The organism is Streptomyces sp. MMG1533, from assembly GCF_001279775.1.
Classification (GTDB): domain Bacteria; phylum Actinomycetota; class Actinomycetes; order Streptomycetales; family Streptomycetaceae; genus Streptomyces.
Window position 1 is genome coordinate 1 of sequence record NZ_LGDG01000041.1, and the last position, 20,807, is coordinate 20,807.

Genomic DNA, 20,807 nt, shown 5'->3' on the forward strand with positions numbered 1-20,807 from the left:
CAGACGGGGTATCAACATATCTGGCGTTGACTTTTGGCACGCTGTTGAGTTCTCAAGGAACGGACGCTTCCTTCGTACTCACCCTCTCGGGCTTTCCTCTGGGCGCTTCCCTTCGGTGTTCCAAACTCTATCAGTGTTTTTCCGGCCCTCTGACCACCGTCCTGCAGGCATGCAGAAGGTGACCCCGAGATAGGATCTGACAAGTTGGGTGCTGCCAGGCAAGGACGCCGTGCGTCGCTCAGCCCCAAGCAGGAGTACGACTGTACACGGGGCCGCGAGACGGGTGCAAATCGATTGAGGTTGTGGTCTAGACCACTTATGCGTAAGCTCCCTGCAGAACCGTTACTACATGTGACATACCCTGCTGAAACAGTGCGCCGTCCGGGACAGGCAGCGACGGCCCATAAGAATCTCCACCCCTGGGAGGCTTCCCATGACCACCGTGACGTCCCCGCTTGCCGGACGCGCCATCGGACTGGCAGCAGTGCCCGATCCGGTCTTCTCCGGGGCCATGGTCGGCCCGGGCACGGCCATCGACCCCGTGCGTGAGCCTTCCGAGGCTGTCGCGCCCGTGGACGGAGTCATCGTCTCGCTGCATCCGCACGCCTTTGTCGTCGTCGACGAGACGGGACACGGTGTACTCACCCACCTCGGCATCGACACCGTGCAACTCAACGGCCAAGGCTTCGAGCTGCTCGTGAACAAGGGCGACACCGTCACACGCGGTCAGAGCGTGGTGCGCTGGGACCCGGCCGCTGTCGAGGCCGCCGGCAAGTCTCCGGTCTGCCCGGTCGTGGCACTGGAGGCCACCGCCGAGGCACTCGGCGAGCTCCGTGAGGACGGCGACGTGAAGTCGGGCGACAGTCTCTTCGTCTGGAAGTGACGTCGGCGCCGTCGTACGACGGCAAGTAGGGACAACCACCGCGGCGGCGGGACCCGCCGCACTATCGGAGACGGGTGAGATGGAGACAACCCTGCGAGGCGTCGGCGTGAGCCATGGTGTGGCGATCGGCGAGGTTCGGCACATGGGAACGGCGGTGCTGGAACCGCCTGCCAAGCAGATCCCGGTGGAGGACGCGGAGCGCGAACAGGGGCGCGCCCGCAAGGCCGTGGAGGCTGTGGCGGCCGACCTGATGGCACGCGGCAATCTGGCCGGAGGCGAAGCCCAGGCGGTACTTGAGGCGCAGGCCATGATGGCCCAAGACCCCGAACTGATGGCGGACGTGGAGCGACGCATCGCCGTCGGGAGCACGGCCGAGCGTGCGGTGTACGACGCCTTCGCCGCGTACCGGGCCCTGCTCGCCGGGGCCGGCGAGTACCTGGCCGGTCGGGTGGCCGACCTCGATGACGTGCGGAACCGTATCGTCGCCCGCTTGCTCGGGGTGCCGATGCCCGGTGTCCCGGACAGCGACGAGCCGTATGTCCTAATTGCTCGGGACCTTGCGCCGGCCGACACCGCTCTTCTGGACCCGACCCTGGTCCTCGGTTTCGTCACCGAGGAGGGCGGGCCGACCAGCCACAGCGCGATTCTGGCTCGTGCGCTCGGGGTGCCTGCCGTGGTGGCACTGCCCGGCGCGGGTGAACTGGCCGAGGGCACGGTGATCGCCGTGGACGGGAGCACCGGCGAGATCTTCGTGAACCCCACAGATGAGAGGAAGACGCGGCTGACGGCCGAGGCCGCCGAACGCAAGGCCGCGCTGGCCGCTTCGACGGGGCCGGGTGTCACCTCCGACGGTCACAAGGTGCCGCTGCTGGCCAATGTCGGTGGTCCGGCCGACGTGCCGGCGGCCGTCGAGGCCGGGGCCGAGGGTGTCGGTCTGTTCCGTACCGAGTTCCTGTTCCTCGACGACAGCAAGAACGCTCCGTCGGAGGAGAAGCAGGTCGACGCCTACCGACAGGTTCTCGAGGCGTTCCCCGAGGGTCGTGTCGTGGTGCGTGTGCTGGACGCGGGCGCGGACAAGCCGCTGGACTTCCTCACACCCGCCGACGAGCCGAACCCGGCGTTGGGCGTGCGGGGTCTGCGGACGCTGCTCGACCACCCTCAGGTGCTGCGCACACAGCTGACCGCGCTGGCCAAGGCTGCCGAGGGGCTGCCGGTCTACCTCGAGGTCATGGCTCCGATGGTGGCGGACCGTGCCGATGCGAAGGCCTTCGCCGACGCATGCCGTGAGGCGGGGTTGCAGGCGAAGTTCGGGGCGATGGTGGAGATTCCGTCGGCCGCGCTGCGGGCGCGCTCGATTCTGCAGGAGGTCGAGTTCCTGTCCCTGGGGACCAACGACCTCGCGCAGTACACCTTCGCCGCGGACCGTCAGGTGGGTGCGGTGTCCCGTCTGCAGGATCCGTGGCAGCCCGCGCTGCTCGACCTGGTCGCGCTGTCCGCAGAGGCGGCGAAGGCCGAGGGCAAGAGCTGTGGTGTCTGCGGCGAGGCCGCGTCCGACCCGCTGCTCGCATGTGTGCTGACCGGTCTCGGTGTCACCTCTCTCTCCATGGGTGCTGCGTCGATCCCTTATGTCCGGGGGACCCTGGCGAAGTACACGCTGGCGCAGTGTGAGCGGGCGGCGGCGGCCGCTCGTGCTGCGGACAGTGCCGAGGAGGCGCGCAGCGCGGCTCAGGCGGTGCTGTCCGGCGAATAGTGGCCGGACCCGCCGACTGTCGGCCGGGAGGGGCGCTCCACCTGCGGGTGGGGCGCCCCTCACGCGTTCAGTGGTGGTGTCCCGGCGTCTGCCCCGCGTCGCCGAGGTCGGGCGGCGCGCAATAGTCGACGTCCGATTCCGGGGAGATGAGGTCTCCGGAAGCGATGTCGGTGCAGTAGGCGTCGAAGACCTCTCCCGCGGTGAGGGGTTCGAGGCCATCTCCGCGCATGCGCCAGCCGTAGATGCGGTCCGGGGTACCGGGAGCGCTGGTGCGCATGACGAGACCGCCGGGACTCTGGGTGGCGAGGCCGAGGGCCAGGACGGTGGTGAATTCGAGGGCTTCGGCCTCGTCGAGGTGGGTGGCTCCGTCGGTGTCTTCCTCTGTGCGGAGCACGGACAGGAGCGTTTCCGGAGTTCCCGTGACGCTGCAGACGAGGTGTCGGTCTCCCCGCTGGGCTGTCTCCAGGATGCGGACAAGGAGGTGGGAGGCTCGGACGAAGGCCGCGCGGCCGATGTCCTCGCCGCAGGAGGCACAGGCACCGAGGCGGGCCAGCAGGGTGCTCGCGTACTCCCACGTGGCCTGCCGGACGGCTTCGTCCACCAGGGCCGGTACCAGGTCGGCCAAGGGCTGGCCGTCGTAGGGGATGGTCGGGCCCGTTGTCGCAAGTTCCGCTGTGAAGCGTGTGCGGCTCGACTGGATGTCCGGGTCGAGCCCCGCGTCCGTGCAGTACTCGGCGTACTCCTGTGGGTCGAAGAGGGCGACCGTGGTGTGGCTGCCCTGGGCGGCCCGGGTTTTGAGGAGGTCTTCGACCTGTCGTAGATAGGCTGTGTGATCGTCGAAGGTGAAGCTTCGGTAGCGCCGCATGGCGCGGAAGTCGTGCTCGTCGGTCAGCAGTCCGATGGTGCCGGCGATTTCGCGGCGCAGGACGCGTCGCATGGTCTGGTGGTCGGTGTGCGCCATGGTTCCCCCTGTGTGCAGTCGATCAATGCTCACTCACAGTAATCGGCGGCACTGACAACGGCCTCCGGGCTCGGCCGTCACGGACGAGCCGGCGCTGGGCCAGGCAGGTCACAGCGATGGTGGTGCCGGAGGCGGTCCAGCCGATCGGACCCGCGGCGATGGCCACGGTGACGGCGAGTGTCCGAGGGTGACGGAGAGTTCCCAGGAGATCCTGGCGTGCAGCATCTCGGCCAGGGTGAAGGCGGCGGAGAGCGGGACGAGAAGCTTGCGGGCTGCCGCCGTGATGGTGCCGAAGCTGGCCAGGGGGACCTGGAGGGCGACCACCATCACCTTGTTGAGGACGAGCAGCACGGGTGCGAGCCCGTGTGGTGCGTCGAGGACGCGGTGTGGCCGGCCTCGGACTTCGCCGTCGTACTGGTGAGTCCGAGGCCACCTACGGGGGTTGGCCGGCCCTCCGGGGCTGCGGTCAGGCGCGTTTGCGGGCCAGGGCCTCGTAGAAGTGGAGCAGGTCGAGGTTGTCGATGGAGCCCGGGTTGACGGCCTTCTCCAAGGGGGTGCCCTGGAGCAGGCGCTTCACGGGCACCTCGATGCGCTTACCGGTGAGGGTGTGCGGGATGCCGGGCACCTCGATGACCTCGTCGGGGATGTGGCGGGGAGAGAGTTGTTCGCGGATGACCTGCTTGATGCGGTTCAGGAGGGCTTCGTCCAGGACGGCTCCCGGGATCAGATGCACGAAGAGGGGCATCCAGTAGCCGCCGTCGGGCTGTTCGATGCCGATGACGAGCGATTCCTTGATCTCGGGGAGGCGTTCGACGGCTTCGTAGATGTCGGCCGAACCCATGCGTACGCCCTGGCGGTTGAGCGTCGAGTCGGAGCGGCCGTGGATGACGACCGAGCCGCGCGAGGTGACGGTGATCCAGTCTCCGTGGCGCCACACTCCGGGGTAGGTGTCGAAGTAGCTGTCGTGGTAGCGGCTGCCGTCCGGGTCGTTCCAGAAGTGGATCGGCATGGACGGCATGGGGTTGGTGACGACGAGCTCGCCGACCTCGTCGACCAGGGGCTTTCCGCTCGGGTCCCAGGACTGCAGGTCGGTGCCCAGCCCGGGGGCCTGGAGCTCGCCGATGTACACGGGGAGGGTCGGTACGGCTCCCGCGAAACAGGAGCAGACGTCCGTACCGCCGCTGACTGAGGCGATCCACAGGTCATCGCGGACCTCGTCGTGGAGCCAGCGGAATCCGTCGGGCGGCAGGGGCGAGCCGGTGGTGGCGACGCATCGCACCTTGGAGAGGTCGTGGTCACGGCCGGGGCGCACGCCGGCCTTGCGGCAGGCCATGACGTACGCGGCCGAGGTGCCGTAGAGCGTGGCTTGGGTGCGTTCGGCGACCCGCCACTGGGCGCCTGTGTCGGGATAGCCCGGGCTGCCGTCGTAGAGCACGATCGTGGTGCCCGTGAGGAGGCCGGAGACGAGGAAGTTCCACATCATCCAGCCGGTGGACGTGTACCAGAAGAAGCGGTCCTCGGGGCCCAGGTCGCAGTGCAGGCCGAGCTGCTTGAGGTGTTCCACGAGGATGCCGCCCTGGGACTGGACGATGGCCTTGGGCAGGCCGGTCGTGCCCGAGGAGTAGAGCACCCACAGGGGGTGGTCGAAGGGCACCTGCTCGAAGACGGGGTCCGTGTCGGCGGACGTCAGGTCCGACCACTCCAGCGCGCCTTCGGGAGCCCGGGTGCCGAGGAGAGGGATGTGGACGACGGCGCGCAGGGTGGGCAGTTCGCCCCGCAGTTCGGCGACCGTGTCGCGGCGGTCGTGTTCCTTGCCGCCGTAGCGGTAGCCGTCGACGGTGAACAGGACCACCGGTTCCACCTGCTGGAAGCGGTCAAGGACGCTGCGGGCGCCGAAGTCGGGAGCACAGGACGTCCAGACCCCACCCACGGCGGCCGTGGCCAGGAGGGCGACGACGGCCTGCGGGATGTTGGGGAGGTAGCCGCTGACGCGGTCTCCGGGGCGTACGCCGAGGGCGCGCAGCTCGGCGGCCAGGGAGCCGACCTGGCGGCGCAGCTCGGACCAGGTGACCGGGCGCGGGTCGTGGGTCTCGTCGACGTGGAGAAGGGCCGGTTCGTCCGCGCGGGTCTCGGCGGCGCGCAGGGCGTGCTGGGCGTAGTTCAGGGTCGCCCCGGCGAACCACTGGGCACCGGGCATCGAGCGGTCGCCGAGCACGCGCGCGCAGGGGGTCGAGAAGCGTACGTCGAACCACTCCGTGACGGCTTTCCAGAACGTGTCCAGTTCGTCGACCGACCAGCGGTGCAGTGCGGGGTAGCCGCCGTCGGAAGGGGCACCGTGGTGCTCGGCTGCCCAGGCCTGGAATCTGGTGACCTGTGCCTGGGCGATGCGTTCCGGATCGGGCTGCCAGAGCGGCTGGGGGTTCACGGTCGACATGGGGCGGCTCCCGGACTGTGCGCGTCGTGTGCGTCCTCCGCGCACGGGCTGGGTGTGCGCGTGACGCGGCTGACATGGACGATGCCATGTGATCAACTCCTGCACCAGGGCGTGCCCCACATAGTCCGTGTCGTGAAGATGTGGTCCCAGCACGGGTGAACGGCAGTTGAACGACACGCAATCGTGGGCCAGTCAGTGGCAGGCTGAGCAGCATGGACGGTCGTGACCTGGTGCGTTCGGTGAAGGCGATCGGTTCGGCGGGGGCGGCCCAAGGGTTGCGTACCGTACGGGCCGCATGGCGCAGGAGGCGTACCGACGCCTCCGGGCTGCCGCCGCGGGGGGCCGAGCGGGCACGAGTGCCCGGGCCGGTGCGGGACGCGGAGCCCGGGCCCGGGGGTGGTGTCGTCCGGTTCAACCGCTCCGCACTGCGGATCACCGTCGCCTTGAACGGGGCTGTGTTCTGGGGTTGGGACGGGGTCGGTCCTGAGCCGTCGTACGGGCTCGCGAACCCCTGCCCCGAGCCGGACCCGCGGGCGGTGCTGGAGCCGGACAAGGACGGCGGCTGGCGGGTCGTGGCCGAGCGGGTGACGGTCATCGTCTCGCGGCACGGGGCGGTCGAGGTACGTACGCCCGGAGGGGTGACGCTGCGCCGGGATCTGCCGCCCCGGTGGTGGGAGCCGGTCGGCGGCGGCCCGGCGCGGTGGATGCAGCGCTCGGAGGTGACCGCCGACGCGCGGTTCTTCGGGCTCGGTGGGCGCGCTTGCGGACCCCGGCTGCGCGACGGGACGTACCGGCTGTGGAACACCGATCCCGGCCACCCCTTCGGCCCCGGCGACGACCCGCTGTACGTCACGATGCCGGTGCAGCTGGTCGTGGCCGACGCGGCCACGCATCTGGCGTTCCACGACACCTCGTGGGACGGCACGGTCACCCTTCGGGAGGGCGAGGAGGGCGCCGGGTCCGGACACGACCGGGCAGGCACGTGCGAGCTGAGGATGGATGGCGGGCCGCTGCGCTGCTGGGTGATGGTGGGGACCCCCGCGCGCGTGCTGCTCGCCTGGGCCTCGCTCACCGGGGCACCGGCGCTGCCGCCGGCTTGGGCGCTCGGTCACCATCACGCGCGGTGGGGCTTCGGCAGTGAGCAGGAGGTGCGGCGGATAGTTTCGGGCTACCAGGAGCGGGGGCTGCCCCTCGATGTGGTCCACCTGGACATCGATCACTACGACGCACACCAGGTGTTCACCGTCGATCAGGATCGCTTCCCCAAGTTGCCGGTGCTGGCCGAGGAGTTGCGGCGGGACGGGATCCGGCTGGTGTCGATCGTCGACCCCGCGGTCAAGGCCGAACCGGGCAACGCCGTGTTCGACGCCGGGGTGGACGGGAATGCGTTCGTGCGGGACGCGGCCGGCCGGCTCGTGCGCGGCGTCGTGTGGCCCGGAGAAACCGTCCATCCAGACTTCACGCACGCGCGCGTGCGTGAGTGGTGGGGGCGCCTCTACGCGGAGCGACTCGCACAGGGATTCTCGGGCTTCTGGCACGACATGAACGAACCCACCTCGTTCGCCGCCTTCGGGGAGTCGACGCTGCCGCGGTCGGCCAGGCACTCGCTGGAGGGACGGGGCGGGGACCATCGCGAGGCGCACAACGTGTACGCGCTGTGCATGGCCCGGGCGGCGTACGAGGGACTGCGCGAGCTGGCTCCTCAGGAGCGCCCTTTCATCTTCTCGCGCTCCGGCTGGGCGGGGATGCAACGCTACGGCGGGACATGGTCCGGCGACGTCGCCACGGGCTGGCCGGGGCTGCGGGCGTCGCTGTCCCTGGTCATGGGGCTGGGGCTGTGCGGGGTGCCGTATTCGGGGCCGGATGTGGGCGGCTACGACGGAAGTCCGTCGCCCGAGCTGTTTCTGCGGTGGTTCCAACTGGGCGCGTATCTGCCGCTCTTCCGCACGCACGCGAGCCTTCGGGCCGGGCGCAGGGAGCCCTGGGAGTTCGGTGCCGACGTACTGGAGCACGCGCGCGTGGCGCTCGTCGAACGCCGACGACTGCTGCCGTACTTCGTGACACTGGCGCACCTGGCCCGGCGTACCGGGGCGCCCTATGTGCGGCCGCTGTGGTGGTCGGCGCCCGAGGACCGCGCGCTGCGTGACTGCGAGGACGCGTTTCTGCTGGGCGACTGCCTGCTGGTGGCGCCGGTGCTCGATCCGGGCGCGGACCGGCGTGCGGTGCAGTTGCCCCGGGGGCGCTGGTACGACACGGCGACGGGGCAGGCCTACGAGGGGCCGGCTCAGGTCCTCGTGGACGCTCCCCTGTCACGGATCCCGGTACTCGTGCGGGCGGGCGCCGTCATCCCGGTGCGCGGTGACGACGGCGGTCTGGAACTGGAGGTCTGGGCGCCAGCCCGGGGACGCGTCGGGGGCGGGCTGGTGGTGCCGGACGCGGGCGACGGCTGGGACGAGCCTGAGATCGAGCGCTACGTCGCCCGCTGGGAGGGCTCGCGAGTGGTCGTCGAGCGGGAGGGTGAGGGCGGCGTGAGCGAGCCGCCTCACCCGGTGCGCATACGGGGACTGGAGACGGACTGAGGTCAGACGTACCGGCCCTCGAACCAGGCCCGCGCAGCCAGCGTGTGCAGGGGGAAGGCGAGCTCCTCGGGCCTGCGCAGGAGGTGCCAGCCCTCCGTCTCGTCCGTGGCCGCGGAGGTCGGGAGGCCGTCGACCGGGCGCTCCGGCAGGACCCCGAACAGCAGGAGGTGCCCGTCGGGGGAGCTCAGCGCGTCGACGAGCCGTACGTCGCGGCTCGCCGCGTCGATGCCGGTTTCCTCCTTGAGCTCACGGACGAGGGCCTGCCGCCAGTCCTCGCGGTCGTCGATGTAGCCGCCGGGCAACGCGATGCCTCCGCGCGCGGGAGCGATGGTTCGCGTGATGACCACCAGGGCGGTGCCCTGCGTGTCGTACACGGGCTGGAGGGCCACCGCGACGGGGAGCGGATTGCGGTAGGCGACGGTGGTACAGGCCGGACAGGTGCGGGGCCAGCCGGAGACGCCCTCTCCGTAGGGAGCTCCACAGGTCGAACAGTGGGAGCCGGGCGCGGAGTTGGGTATGGAGTGCTGAGTTTCGGACACGCGGCGGACTGTATCCGATCAGCGGAAGGGCGTCTTCCGGAGGTGCCCCGGTAGCTGTGGGCCGGGGCTCAGTGGCTGTTGGTCAGCGACTTCGCGGACACCGGGAAGTCGAAGTAGGTGTCCGGGTAGGCCTCGGGCTTGTAGGTGTAGTGCCACCACTCCTCGGCGAGGTTCACGAAGCCGAGGTCCTCCAGGGTGCTCTTGAGGAGCAGCCGGTTGGCCCGCTGCTCTCCCTCGATGCGCGGGTCGAGGGTGTGCGAGAGGGTGTCGAAGCAGTCGAACCCGGTGCCCATGTCGACGGAGTTGTCCGGGAAGCGTTCGCTCTTGGGGGCGTAACAGGGCACCAGGGGCTCTCCCGGGACGTACGGCCTGGTCGGTTTCGCAGGGAGCTTCACGATCGTGAGGTCCATGGTCGAGCCGCGGCTGTGGCCGGATTTCTCGGCGATGTAACCGTCCTCGAACAGACGGGTCTTGTCGACGTCCGGGTAGAACTCGCCCTTCATGGCCTGGTCGTCGAGGTCCTTCGCCCAGCGCACGAAGTGGTTCACGGCTCGCTGCGGCCGGTAGCAGTCGTACACCTTGAGGGTGTAGCCCCGGCTCAGGAGGCTCACCTGGGCCCGGTGGAGCGCTTCGGCGGCGGGGCGGGTGAGGATGCAGATCGGTTGCCGGTAGCCGTCGATGCGCTCGCCGACGAAGTTGTGCGGGGTGAAGTAGCGCATCTCCTGGAGGATCGTCGGGTCCACGGTTCTCAGTGCCACGAAGTCCTCCGGCGCCTTGGGGTCGGTGCTCGCCCGGGCGGTGGCGGAGGTGGCGGTCACGGCCAGCAAGGCGGCGAACACGGCGACCAGCCTGCGTACTGCGCTCGTATGACGTGTCATGTCTCCTGCATCTATCAGGAGTGTGTTCCACCGGGGAAGCGGTCGGATGCAGTTCACCTCGAAAGCAGCACCGTGACCACGGGTCTGCCCATGAGACGCCGGGCCTGCCCATGAGACGCCACCCGTGGCACACTTCTGACGTTCCGTCAGATTCGGTGTCGGGGAGGGGCCTTGTCGCGTACGCCTACACCTGTGGTCGCCGGGTGGTTCACCGGCGACGGGGACGACTTCAGACTGCTGGGAACCCGCTGCCGCGCCTGCGCTTCGGTCTTCTTCCCCCGTGAGGAGACCCACTGCCGCAATCCCGGGTGCCACGGCGGCGATCTGGAGGTGGTCCCGCTGTCCCGACGCGGGCGCGTCTGGTCGTACACCGACAGCCGGTACCGGCCTCCGTCACCCTATGTGACCGATCCGGAACTTCCGTGGGAGCCGTGCGCGTTGATCGCTGTGGAGCTGGAGGCAGAGCGGATGGTGGTACTGGGACAGGCAGTCCCCGGGGTCACCGTCGCCGATCTGGCGGTGGGCATGGAGGTGGAGGTCGTGCCCGGCGTGCTCCATGAGGACGCGGAGACGATCTGGACGACCTGGCAGTGGCGGCCGACGGAGGTGACGGCGTGACAGGTGAGGTGGCGGTGCTCGGCGCCGGCATGCACCCGTGGGGGAAGTGGGGACGCGGTTTCGTCTCGTACGGAGTTGTGGCGGCCCGCGCGGCGCTTGCCGATGCCGGTCTGGACTGGCGGGAGGTCGGCTCGATCGTCGGCGCGGACACCGTACGTGGCGGCTATCCGGGGTATGTGGCCGGGGCGACGTTCGCGAAGGCACTGGGCTGGCAGGGGGCGCGGGTCACGAGCGTGTACGCCGCGTGCGCGTCGGGTGCGCAGGCCGTCAACACCGCGCGCGGGCAGATACTTTCAGGCCTCGCGGATGTCGTGCTCGTGGTCGGCGCCGACGCCGCGCCGAAGGGGTTCTTCCGTCCCGCGGGCGGAGACCGGCCCGATGATCCGGACTGGTTGCGCTTCCGGGTGCTCGGAGCGACCAACCCCACCTACTTCGGGCTGTACGCCCGTCGGCGGATGGCTGTGCACGGGGACACGACGGAGGACTTCGCACAGGTCAAGGTGAAGAACTCCGCCCTGGGCGCGCTGAATCCCTACGCCCGCTATCGCAAGCGGGTCACCGCCGAGGAGGTCGCCGCCTCCGCCGTGGTCGCCGATCCGCTGCGGCTGCTCGACATCTGCGCGACCTCGGACGGCGGATCGGCCCTGGTGCTGTCCAGCATGGAGTTCGCGCGCCGGCACGGAGTGGCGGATCCGGTGCGCATCCGGGCCGTGTCCACCGTGACACCGCGATACCCCAGCACCGTGCTGGACCTGCCGGACATCGCGACGGACTCCGCGGTGGCGGCCGGGCCCGCCGCCGAGACCTTCCGGGCGTCCATCGCACGGGCGGCCTACGAGGAGGCCGGCATCGGGCCCGAGGATCTCTCCGTCGCGGAGGTGTACGACCTGTCCACCGCCCTGGAGTTGCAGTGGTACGAGGACCTGGGCCTGTGCGGGGAGGGCGAGGGGGCGAAGCTGCTGCGGGAAGGCGCGACGACCCTGGGCGGGCGCATACCGGTCAACACGAGCGGTGGGCTAGCTTCCTTCGGGGAGGCGGTGCCGGCGCAGGCGATCGCCCAGGTCTGCGAAGTGACCTGGCAGTTGAGAGGTACTGCGGGTGACCGGCAGGTCGCGAACGCGCGCGTGGGGGCCACGGCGAACCAGGGGCTGTTCGGGCACGGGTCGGCGGTGATCGCGGTGCGGTGAGGGACGAGCGGCCGGAGTCCGGGCGGGGCGCGGAGTGGACCAGAGACCGCAAGGGCTTTCCCGTACGCTGCGTGACCGTCCGGGAATCCTGCGTGAACGTCGCATGAACTGGGCCTGGGCCTGCGTCGGCAGCGACATCATGCTCCCGTGCACTCCTGGACGGATACTCTCCGCTTCGCCTTCCAGCCGGTGGTCAATCTGACGACCGGCGGAGTCGCAGGGCTGGAGATACTCGCCCGCCCGGAGACCGGGGACATCCTGGCCGAGGCCCGTCGTGACCCCGAACTCGACGGTCGGCTTGCGGTGTTGGCGGTCCGCTCGGCGGCTCGCAGGGAGACTCTGCTGCCGCTGCACGTCAACGTGTTCGCGGGCACGCTTGCCGACCTCGGCGGGCTCACCCCGCTGCACGACGCCGTGCGCCGGGCAGGGCGGCTGCCGTGGGAGGTGACGATCGACGTCGGCCCGCCGTACACCCACGTACCGCAGCAAGCCCTGTTGGAGGCGCTGGACGGACTGCGGGAGCAGGGGTTCCGGATCAGTGCGGACGGCGTCGGCGACGGGGACGTGCCGCTGCGGCTCCTCGCCGACATCGCGCCCGACCTGGTGAAACTCGACGCCTCACTCCTTGCCCGGCCGGCGGCGGTGCGGGCGATGCGGACCCTGTGCGACGAGCTCGGTGCGCTGCTGTGCGTCGAAGGCGTGGAGACCGAACTGCAGTGCGCCGCCGCGCTGTCGGCCGGCGCACAGCTCGCGCAGGGCCAGTTGCTCGCGCCGCCGTCCAGACTGCCGGCCGCGGACGTATACGTTCCGCCCCGCTCCCCCGGCGTCGTCGAGGCACCGCGTTCGGGGCCGACGGTGCGGGAGTTCGTACGACCCGCCGCACTGCTGCCCGCCACCGCGTCGGCGAGCCAGGTGCGGGCGCTGCTGACCGGCACGCCGGACGTGTCCGGGGTACTGCTCGTGGACCGGAACGGCGTACCCGTGCGGTCGGTGCACCGGTCCCGCTTCCTGCTGTCCATGTCGGGGCGCTACGGGCATGCCCTGTACGCCGATCGGCCCGCGGCCAAGCTCGGCGACCTGCCCAGGACGGTGGGCGTCGACGCCACCGCGTGGGAGGTCCTGGACGTGGTGGCCGTCGGTGACCGGGACCGTACGTCGGACGACGTGGCTGTCGTCGACCGGTACGGCCGGTGCGTGGGCGTCGTACGGCTCGCGGACCTCGTACGAGCCCTGGCGGAGAACCGGGTCGAGGAGGCGGCCGGGCTCAACCCGCTGACCCGGCTGCCCGGTTCGGATGCGATCACCGGTGAGGTGGACCGGCGGATCGCGAACGGGCGGACGTTCGCCCTGAGCTGGCTGGACGTGGACCACTTCAAGCAGGTCAACGACGGGGCCGGGTTCGCGGCCGGCGACGAGCTGATCCGGTCCGTGGGGCGGGCACTTCTGCACGCGGTGTCCGGCAGTGCGCGGGTGGGTCACATCGGCGGGGACGACTTCCTGGTGCTCGCGGATCCGGAGGGGCTGGAACCGCTCGCCGCCTCAGTGCTGGACGTCCCCTGGTCGGCGGGCGGGCGTCCCGTCACCCTGTCCCTGGCCACGGTGCTGTGCGTGCCGGGCAGTGTGACCGATCATCGGGAAGCGGCGGCCTGTCTTGCACCGCTCAAACAGGCCGCGAAGTCGCTGAGCGGGGCGAGTTGGGTGCTGGGCCGCGCCGGGCTGCCGGGGCACGAGATCCGTCGGGGATCGGGAGCGGAGACTGTGCGGGCGGGATAGTCGGGGTGGAGACCGGGCGAGCCGTCGGCACAGTCAGATGGCGCCGGCGGTGGAACGAGGCTGAGCGCCACCCGCAACCGTCCCTGAGGCCCCGAGGGAGCCCCGGCCGTCATTCCCCACCTCGGGCGGACATCGAGGGGTGACAACGCCGCCTGCGGCCGTCCTCACAGGGTGATGCCGGAATCCTGGCGTCCCCTTCAACTCCGAGCGCAGAAGACCGCCGGAGCGTTCACACCCCCGCCGTCAAGGCTGGGCCACAGGCCCCTCAACCGTTGCCGTCGGCGACCTTGACGCTCCCTGGACGCCGGTGAACACTTCCGGTGTCAGTCGACATCGCCGTACATTCTCGGCGTATTCAGGCACTGCGCCGCGCGGGCCCACCTGAGCCGAGGCCCGTACCCCCATGGGCGATTCGGCTGCGACGGCACGCTCGTCGCGGACACCGGGCGGGGCGCGGGACTCTCCCTGCCCTCGGCTGTTCGCCAAGGGAACCGCACCCTGCACGGAGGACCGGGGCCGATCGTCCCGGGCCAGGGCCTAGGAGCCGCCATGAGCAACGGAGACATTTTCGTCGGCGAAGTCATCGGCACCGCCATCCTGATCCTGTTCGGCGCCGGCGTCTGCGCCGCCGTCACCCTGAGATATTCCAAGGCGAGGGCCTCGGGATGGATCGTGATCGCGTTCGGCTGGGGATTCGGGGTGCTGGCGGGCGCGTACACCGCCGCTCCCCTCTCCGGCGGGCACCTCAACCCGGCCGTCACGCTCGGCATCGCCGTCGACACCGGTGAGTGGGGCAAGGTCTGGGTCTATCTGCTGGGCCAGATGGTCGGCGCCATGCTCGGCGCCGTCCTGTGCTATCTCACCTACTTCGCCCAGTTCCAGGCCAATGTCCGGGAGACGGGCACCACGGAGGGCACGGCGGAGGATCCGCTGCCGACGCTGGGCGTCTTCTCCACCATCCCGGAGATCCGGAACCCGGTCGCCAACCTGATCACCGAGATCATCGCGACGGTCGCTCTCGTCCTGCCGATCCTCGCCTTCGGGCTGACCACAGGGCTGGGTGAGTCCGGGACCCTCGTGCTGATCGTCTCGCTGCTGGTCGTCGGCATCGGTCTCTCCCTCGGCGGGCCCACCGGTTATGCCATCAACCCGGCGCGCGACCTCGGCCCACGCATCGTGCACACCTTCCTGCCGATCCCGAACAAGGGCACCTCGGACTGGGGTTACGCCTGGATCCCGGTCGTCGGCCCGCTGATCGGCGGAGCGCTCGCGGGTCTCCTCTACAACGCAGCCTTCTGAGCAGCTTCCCAGCAGCTTCGAGCAGCATTCTGAACCCAGCCCAAGGGGTAGCCATGACGGACAACGCCGCCAAGTACGTCGCCGCAATCGACCAGGGCACCACCTCCAGCCGCTGCATCGTCTTCGACCACAACGGCGCGATCGTCGCCGTCGACCAGCGCGAACACCGCCAGATCTTCCCCAAGCCGGGCTGGGTGGAGCACGACGCCACCGAGATCTGGTCCAAGGTGCAGGCCGTGGTCGCCGGGGCGATCGCCAAGGCCGGTCTGCGCGCGGACCAGCTCAGCGCGCTCGGGATCACCAACCAGCGCGAGACGACAGTCCTGTGGGACCGCGCGACCGGCAAGCCCGTGCACAACGCCATCGTGTGGCAGGACACGCGGACCGCCGCGCTGTGCAACCAACTGGGTGGCCCGGACGGGCAGGACCGTTTCCGCGAGCAGACCGGGCTGCCGCTGGCCAGCTACTTCTCCGGGCCCAAGGCGGCCTGGCTGCTCGACAACGTGCCCGGCCTCAGGGCGCGCGCCGAGCGCGGCGAGATCGCCTTCGGCACCATCGACTCCTGGCTGATCTGGAACCTCACCGGCGGCACGGACGGCGGGCGGCACGTCACCGACGTGACCAACGCCGGGCGGACCATGCTGATGAACCTTGAGACCCTCCAGTGGGACGCCTCCATCCTGTCCGCCATGAACGTGCCCGAGGCCGTCCTGCCCGAGATCAGGTCGTCCGCCGAGGTGTACGGCACGGCGGTCGGCCAACTCGCGGGCGTGCCGGTCGCCTCGGCGCTGGGCGACCAGCAGGCGGCGGTGTTCGGGCAGGCCTGCTACGACGTGGGCACGGCGAAGAACACGTACGGCACGGGCAGCTTCCTGCTCCTCAACACCGGCAACCGGCCCGTGCCTTCGAAGAACGGCCTGCTGACGACGATGGGCTACAAGATCGGCAGTGAAGCGCCGGTGTACTGCCTGGAGGGGTCAATCGCCATAACGGGCGCACTTGTTCAGTGGTTCCGGGACCAGCTCGGCATCATCCGTACCGCCGACGAGATCGAGTCCCTGGCGGCGAGCGTCGAGGACAACGGCGGCGCGTACATCGTGCCCGCGTTCTCCGGTCTGTACGCGCCGTACTGGCGTTCCGACGCGCGCGGTGTCGTCACCGGGCTCACCCGGTACGTCACCAAGGCGCATCTCGCGCGCGCGGTGCTGGAGGCGACCAGCTGGCAGACGCGGGAGGTCGTGGACGCCATGTTCCAGGACTCGGGGGTGCAGATCACCACTCTGAAGGTGGACGGCGGCATGACGAAGAACAACCTCCTCATGCAGCACCAGGCGGACGTGCTGGACGTGCCGGTGATCCGGCCCAAGGTGTCCGAGACCACGTGTCTGGGCGCCGCGTACGCGGCCGGCCTCGCCACGGGTGTGTGGAACGACCTGGACGAGCTCAAGACGCACTGGCAGAAGGACGTCGAATGGACGCCCGCCATGGAGGCACCGGTGCGCGATCGTGAGTACCACAACTGGCGCAAGGCCGTGGAGAAGAGCTTCGGCTGGCTGGAGGACGGCGAGAACTGATCCCCACGCGCGCGTGGACGACAACCAGGTCCACGCGCACGTGCGTTGCGCCCACGGACAGCGGCCCGTACCCCGGTCGGCGGGGGTACGGGCCGCGCCCCTGTCACGTGGTGACGGTCTGGCGGCGCTCCGCCGCCTGCGTCATCGCGTGCCGGACCACGTCGACGAGGACCTGTTTGACGGACTCCCGGTCGCGGGCGTCGCACAGGACCAGGGGTACGCCGTCGTCGAGGTCGAGGGCCTGGCGTACGTCCTGGGCCGGATAACGAGCCGCTCCCTCGAAGCAGTTGATGCCGACGACGAAGGGGATGGAGCGCCGCTCGAAGTAGTCGACGGCGGCGAAGCAGTCCTCCAGACGGCGGGTGTCGGCGAGGACGACGGCACCGAGGGCGCCCTCGGAGAGCTCGTCCCACATGAACCAGAACCGCTCCTGGCCGGGTGTGCCGAAGAGGTACAGCACCAGGTCCTCGCGCAGGGTGATGCGGCCGAAGTCCATGGCCACGGTGGTGGTGTGCTTGCCCGCCACGCCACTCGTGTCGTCGACCGGGCGTCCTGCCTCGGTGAGCAGTTCCTCGGTGCGCAGCGGCCTGATCTCGCTGACCGCGCCGACGAGGGTGGTCTTGCCCACGCCGAATCCGCCGGCCACCAGGATCTTGAACGTGACGGGCTCGACCGGGGGGTTGCCGCGCTCAGAACGCCCGAAGATCATCGATCTCTTCTCCTGCTTGATGGGGGTCGGGCGACGGAGGGCCGTAGCCTCCGCCACCGGGGGTTTCGATGACGAGTACGTCGCCGGGGCCGACGTCGGCCGCGTCGCTTCCGGCGAGTTCGGTGACCGTACCGTCGGCGCGTTCCACGCGGTTGGCGCCCAGCTCGCCGGGTTCGCCGCCCGCCATACCGTACGGCGGAACCCTGCGGTGCTGCGACAGCGTGGAGACGGTCATCGGCTCGTGGAACCGGATGCGGCGCACCGCTCCGTCCCCGCCGTGCCACCGGCCGGCGCCGCCGCTGCCGCGTCGTACGGCGAACTCGTCCAGTTGCACGGGCAGTCGCCACTCCAGGACCTCGGGGTCGGTGAGCCGCGAGTTGGTCATGTGGGTCTGGACGACGGGCGCGCCGGGGAAACCGTCGCCCGCGCCGGATCCGGAGGCGACGGTCTCGTAGTACTGGTGGCGGTCGTTGCCGAAGGTGACGTTGTTCATGGTTCCGGAACCCTCGGCCTGCACGCCCAGCGCCGCGTAGAGGGCGCCGGTGATGGCCTGGGAGGTCTCGACGTTGCCGGCGACGACCGCTGCCGGTGGCTCGGGGGCGAGCATCGAGCCCGGCGGTACGACGATGTCGAGGGGGCGCAGACAGCCGTCGTTGAGCGGGATGTCGTCGGCGACCAGGGTGCGGAAGACGTACAGGACGGCCGCGTTGACGACCGCGTAGGGCGCGTTGAAGTTGGTGCTCAGCTGCGGTGACGTGCCGGTGAAGTCGACGGTGGCGGAGCGGTTTTCGCGGTCGACGCGCACGCTGACGCGGATGACGGCGCCGGAGTCGGTCTCGTAGGCGTACTCGCCGTCGTCGAGGGCGTCGACGACCCGGCGGACGGCCTCCTCGGCGTTGTCCTGGACGTGCTTCATGTACGCCTGTACGACGTCCAGGCCGAAGTTCTCGATCATGCGGGCGACTTCGTCGACGCCCTTCTGGTTGGCGGCGATCTGGGCGCGGAGGTCGGCGAGGTTGGTCTTCGGGTTGCGGGAGGGGTAGGGCGCCTCGGTGAGCAGGCGCCGGGTCTCCTCCTCGCGGAAGCGGCCGTTCTCGGCGAGCAGCCAGTTGTCGAACAGGATGCCTTCCTCGTCGATGGTGCGGCTGTTCGCGGGCATCGAGCCGGGGGCGATGCCGCCGATCTCGGCGTGGTGGCCGCGGGAGGCGACGTGGAAGAGGATCTCCGGGTCACTCTCCGTGTCCGTCGGGTGCTTGGTGTCGAACACCGGGGTGATGACCGTGACGTCGGGCAGGTGGGTGCCGCCGTGGTACGGGTCGTTGACCGCGTACGTGTCCCCCGGCCGCATCCCCGAGCCGCGCCGCCGGATGACCTCCTTGACGCTCGTGCCCATCGAGCCCAGGTGGACGGGGATGTGCGGGGCGTTGGCCACCAGGTTTCCGTCCGGGTCGAAGAGCGCGCAGGAGAAGTCCAGCCGCTCCTTGATGTTGACGGACTGGGCGGTGGACTCCAGGCGGGCGCCCATCTGTTCGGCGATGGACATGAAGAGGTTGTTGAAGACCTCAAGCAGAACCGGGTCGGCTTTCGTGTCGAGATCGGAACTCTGCGTAACCGCCGCGCGTTCCATGACCAGATGCCCGTCGTGGGTCGTCGCGGCCCGCCAGCCGTCGTCGACGACGGTCGTCGAGCTGGCCTCGGTGATGATCGCGGGGCCGGTGACGGTTTCGCCGGGGGGCAGTTCCTCGCGGCGGTGGAGGGGTACGTCGCGCCATGCGCCGCCGGTGTGGAGGCGGACGGTCTCGGGTGCGGCGGTGTGGCCCTGGTAGGTGGCCAGGGCGGAGAGATCGGGGGGTGCGGTGATGCCGGTGGCTTCGACGGAGAGGGCTTCGACGACGATCGGGCGGTCGAGGGTGAAGGAGTACGTGGCGCGATGACGTTCTTCGAAGGCGTGCCTCATCGTGTCGGGCTCGGTGAGCTCGACGGTGAGGGGGGTGTCGGTGCCGTCGTAGCGGAGTTGGGCGCGCCGGGTGATCTGGATGCGGCTCTCCTGGACGTCCTCGGCGAGGAGTTCGGCGCGGGCGGCACTCTCCAGGTCGTCGGCGGTCTTCAGGACGCCGGGCATGGAGGCGGGCTCCAGGGGTGCCTCCACGGACTGTTCGCGCATGGCCGTGGTGTCGGCGAGGCCGATACCGAGGGCGGAGAGGACACCGGCCATGGGCGGCACGAGCACGGTGCGGATGCCGAGCGAGTCGGCGACCATGCAGGCGTGCTGTCCGCCGGCACCACCGAAGGTGGTGAGGGCGTAGCGGGTGACGTCGTGGCCCTTCTGGACGGAGATCCGCTTCACCGCGTTGGCGATGTTGGCGACGGCGATCTGCAGGTAGCCCTCGGCGACCTGCTCGGGAGTGCGGTCGTCGCCGGTCCGCTCGCGGATCTCGCGCGCCAGTGCGGCGAAGCGGTTCCGGACGAGCGTGTCGTCGAGGGGCTGGTCGCCGTTCGGGCCGAACACCTTGGGGAAGTGGGCGGGTTGGATACGGCCGAGCATGACGTTGGCATCCGTGACGGCGAGCGGTCCGCCGCCCCGGTAGCAGGCGGGGCCCGGGTCCGCGCCCGCCGAGTCCGGCCCTACGCGGTAGCGGGAGCCGTCGAAGTGGAGCACCGATCCGCCGCCGGCCGCGACGGTGTGGATGTCCAGCATGGGTGCGCGCAGCCGCACGCCGGCGATCCGGGTGGTGAAGACGCGTTCGTACTCGCCCGTGAAGTGCGAGACGTCGGTGGAGGTGCCGCCCATGTCGAAGCCGATGACGCGGTCGAAGCCGGCGAGTTGCGACATACGGGCCATGCCGACGATGCCGCCGGCCGGGCCGGACAGGATGGCGTCCTTGCCGCGGAACTGCCCCGCTTCGGCGAGGCCACCGTTGGACTGCATGAACATCAGCCGCACGCCTTCGAGTTCACCGGCGACCTGCTGGACGTAGCGGCGCAGCACGGGCGAGAGATAGGCGTCGACGACCGCGGTGTCCCCGCGCGGGACCAGCTTCATCAGCGGGCTGACCTCGCTGGAGAGCGAGATCTGCGGGAAGCCGGTGCGGGCGGCCAGTTCCCCGACGGCCTGTTCGTGGGCGGGGTGGAGGTGGCTGTGCAGGCAGACCACGGCGACGGCCTGGATCCCGTCGTCGTAGGCCTGCCGGAGAGGGCCGGTGAGGGCGTCCAGGTCGGGTGCGCGCAGCACGGTGCCGTCGGCGGCGATCCGTTCGTCGACCTCGACGACCCGCTCGTACAGCAGCTCGGGGAGTTCGATGCGGCGGGCGAAGATGTGGGGGCGGTTCTGGTAGGCGATGCGCAGGGCGTCGCGGAATCCGCGGGTGATGATCAGCAGGGTCCGTTCGCCCTTGCGTTCCAGGAGGGCGTTGGTGGCGACGGTCGTTCCCATGCGGACGGCCTCGACGGGCTCCTGGGACCCGGCGAGCAGTTGGCGGACGCCGGCGACCGCCGCGTCGGAGTACCGGGCAGGGTTGTCCGACAGCAGTTTGTGGGTGAGCAGACGGCCGTCCGGGCGACGCGCGACGATGTCGGTGAAGGTGCCGCCTCGGTCGACCCAGAACTGCCAGCCCGTCGTCACA

At 70.1% G+C, this 20,807-nt stretch carries 15 protein-coding genes; 8 read left to right on the forward strand and 7 right to left on the reverse strand.

What is annotated here, in order from left to right; genetic code table 11:
- Positions 1 to 433: 433 nt before the first annotated feature.
- Together ADK57_RS07090 and ptsP are read left to right on the forward strand one after the other, a co-directional pair.
- The gene (locus ADK57_RS07090; protein ID WP_053748494.1) at positions 434 to 883 is read left to right on the forward strand and encodes a PTS sugar transporter subunit IIA; all 450 of its coding nucleotides are present in this window, start codon (positions 434 to 436) and stop codon (positions 881 to 883) included.
- 79 nt (positions 884 to 962) lie between these two features.
- Positions 963 to 2,633, forward strand: coding sequence for a phosphoenolpyruvate--protein phosphotransferase (ptsP, locus tag ADK57_RS07095; RefSeq protein ID WP_053748495.1), 1,671 nt, complete (start codon positions 963 to 965; stop codon positions 2,631 to 2,633).
- 67 nt (positions 2,634 to 2,700) lie between these two features.
- On the opposite strand, the gene ADK57_RS07100 is transcribed toward ptsP, so the two are convergent.
- The 3 genes from ADK57_RS07100 to ADK57_RS07110 form a co-directional block, all read right to left on the reverse strand.
- On the reverse strand, positions 2,701 to 3,594 hold the full coding sequence (locus ADK57_RS07100) for a hypothetical protein (protein ID WP_053748496.1): 894 nt from the start codon (positions 3,592 to 3,594) through the stop codon (positions 2,701 to 2,703).
- 108 nt (positions 3,595 to 3,702) lie between these two features.
- The gene (locus ADK57_RS07105; protein ID WP_053748497.1) at positions 3,703 to 3,945 is read right to left on the reverse strand and encodes a hypothetical protein; all 243 of its coding nucleotides are present in this window, start codon (positions 3,943 to 3,945) and stop codon (positions 3,703 to 3,705) included.
- A 115-nt stretch (positions 3,946 to 4,060) separates the two neighbouring features.
- On the reverse strand, positions 4,061 to 6,028 hold the full coding sequence (locus tag ADK57_RS07110; RefSeq protein ID WP_053748498.1) for an acetoacetate--CoA ligase: 1,968 nt from the start codon (positions 6,026 to 6,028) through the stop codon (positions 4,061 to 4,063).
- A 212-nt stretch (positions 6,029 to 6,240) separates the two neighbouring features.
- On the opposite strand from ADK57_RS07110, the gene ADK57_RS07115 reads away from it, so the two are divergent.
- Positions 6,241 to 8,607, forward strand: coding sequence for a glycoside hydrolase family 31 protein (locus tag ADK57_RS07115; protein ID WP_053748499.1), 2,367 nt, complete (start codon positions 6,241 to 6,243; stop codon positions 8,605 to 8,607).
- 2 nt (positions 8,608 to 8,609) lie between these two features.
- Here ADK57_RS07115 and ADK57_RS07120 read toward each other — a convergent pair whose 3' ends face one another.
- Entirely contained in the window at positions 8,610 to 9,146 is a 537-nt protein-coding gene (locus ADK57_RS07120) for an NUDIX domain-containing protein (RefSeq protein ID WP_053748500.1), read from the reverse strand.
- Positions 9,147 to 9,214: 68 nt separating this feature from the next.
- Complete coding sequence (locus tag ADK57_RS07125) at positions 9,215 to 10,024, reverse strand: M15 family metallopeptidase (protein WP_053748501.1); 810 nt, start codon at positions 10,022 to 10,024, stop codon at positions 9,215 to 9,217.
- A 192-nt stretch (positions 10,025 to 10,216) separates the two neighbouring features.
- Between ADK57_RS07125 and ADK57_RS07130 the strand changes: the two genes are divergently transcribed.
- The 5 genes from ADK57_RS07130 to glpK all read left to right on the forward strand — a co-directional run bounded on the left by ADK57_RS07130 (position 10,217) and on the right by glpK (position 16,475).
- On the forward strand, positions 10,217 to 10,642 hold the full coding sequence (locus ADK57_RS07130; RefSeq protein WP_053748502.1) for a Zn-ribbon domain-containing OB-fold protein: 426 nt from the start codon (positions 10,217 to 10,219) through the stop codon (positions 10,640 to 10,642).
- Positions 10,639 to 11,829: a lipid-transfer protein gene (locus ADK57_RS07135; protein WP_053748690.1), complete on the forward strand. Its 1,191-nt coding sequence runs from the start codon at positions 10,639 to 10,641 to the stop codon at positions 11,827 to 11,829. The genes ADK57_RS07130 and ADK57_RS07135 overlap by 4 nt, the downstream gene beginning before the upstream one ends.
- Positions 11,830 to 11,976: 147 nt before the next feature.
- Positions 11,977 to 13,602, forward strand: a complete 1,626-nt coding sequence (locus tag ADK57_RS07140; protein WP_053748503.1) for a GGDEF domain-containing protein — start codon at positions 11,977 to 11,979, stop codon at positions 13,600 to 13,602.
- Positions 13,603 to 14,151: 549 nt separating this feature from the next.
- The gene (locus ADK57_RS07145; RefSeq protein WP_053748504.1) at positions 14,152 to 14,901 is read left to right on the forward strand and encodes an MIP/aquaporin family protein; all 750 of its coding nucleotides are present in this window, start codon (positions 14,152 to 14,154) and stop codon (positions 14,899 to 14,901) included.
- Between the two features lie 53 nt (positions 14,902 to 14,954).
- Positions 14,955 to 16,475: a glycerol kinase GlpK gene (gene glpK, locus ADK57_RS07150; protein WP_053748505.1), complete on the forward strand. Its 1,521-nt coding sequence runs from the start codon at positions 14,955 to 14,957 to the stop codon at positions 16,473 to 16,475.
- Positions 16,476 to 16,578: 103 nt separating this feature from the next.
- On the opposite strand, the gene ADK57_RS07155 is transcribed toward glpK, so the two are convergent.
- Both ADK57_RS07155 and ADK57_RS07160 read right to left on the reverse strand, forming a co-directional pair.
- Positions 16,579 to 17,184 (reverse strand): GTP-binding protein, encoded by a 606-nt coding sequence (locus tag ADK57_RS07155; RefSeq protein WP_053748506.1) that lies wholly within the window; start codon positions 17,182 to 17,184, stop codon positions 16,579 to 16,581.
- Positions 17,165 to 20,806, reverse strand: coding sequence for a hydantoinase B/oxoprolinase family protein (locus ADK57_RS07160; protein ID WP_053748507.1), 3,642 nt, complete (start codon positions 20,804 to 20,806; stop codon positions 17,165 to 17,167). The genes ADK57_RS07155 and ADK57_RS07160 overlap by 20 nt, the downstream gene beginning before the upstream one ends.
- Between the last annotated feature and the right edge of the window lies 1 nt (position 20,807).

Excerpts from the sequence above, each read along its gene's own strand:
- glpK (WP_053748505.1), top strand. The coding sequence starts at position 14,955 with ATGACGGACAACGCCGCCAAGTACGTCGCCGCAATCGACCAGGGCACC.
- ADK57_RS07145 (WP_053748504.1), top strand. The coding sequence starts at position 14,152 with ATGAGCAACGGAGACATTTTCGTCGGCGAAGTCATCGGCACCGCCATC.
- ptsP (WP_053748495.1), top strand. The coding sequence starts at position 963 with ATGGAGACAACCCTGCGAGGCGTCGGCGTGAGCCATGGTGTGGCGATC.
- ADK57_RS07125 (WP_053748501.1), bottom strand. The coding sequence starts at position 10,024 with ATGACACGTCATACGAGCGCAGTACGCAGGCTGGTCGCCGTGTTCGCC.
- ADK57_RS07090 (WP_053748494.1), top strand. The coding sequence starts at position 434 with ATGACCACCGTGACGTCCCCGCTTGCCGGACGCGCCATCGGACTGGCA.
- ADK57_RS07100 (WP_053748496.1), bottom strand. The coding sequence starts at position 3,594 with ATGGCGCACACCGACCACCAGACCATGCGACGCGTCCTGCGCCGCGAA.
- ADK57_RS07110 (WP_053748498.1), bottom strand. The coding sequence starts at position 6,028 with ATGTCGACCGTGAACCCCCAGCCGCTCTGGCAGCCCGATCCGGAACGC.
- ADK57_RS07115 (WP_053748499.1), top strand. The coding sequence starts at position 6,241 with ATGGACGGTCGTGACCTGGTGCGTTCGGTGAAGGCGATCGGTTCGGCG.
- ADK57_RS07155 (WP_053748506.1), bottom strand. The coding sequence starts at position 17,184 with ATGATCTTCGGGCGTTCTGAGCGCGGCAACCCCCCGGTCGAGCCCGTC.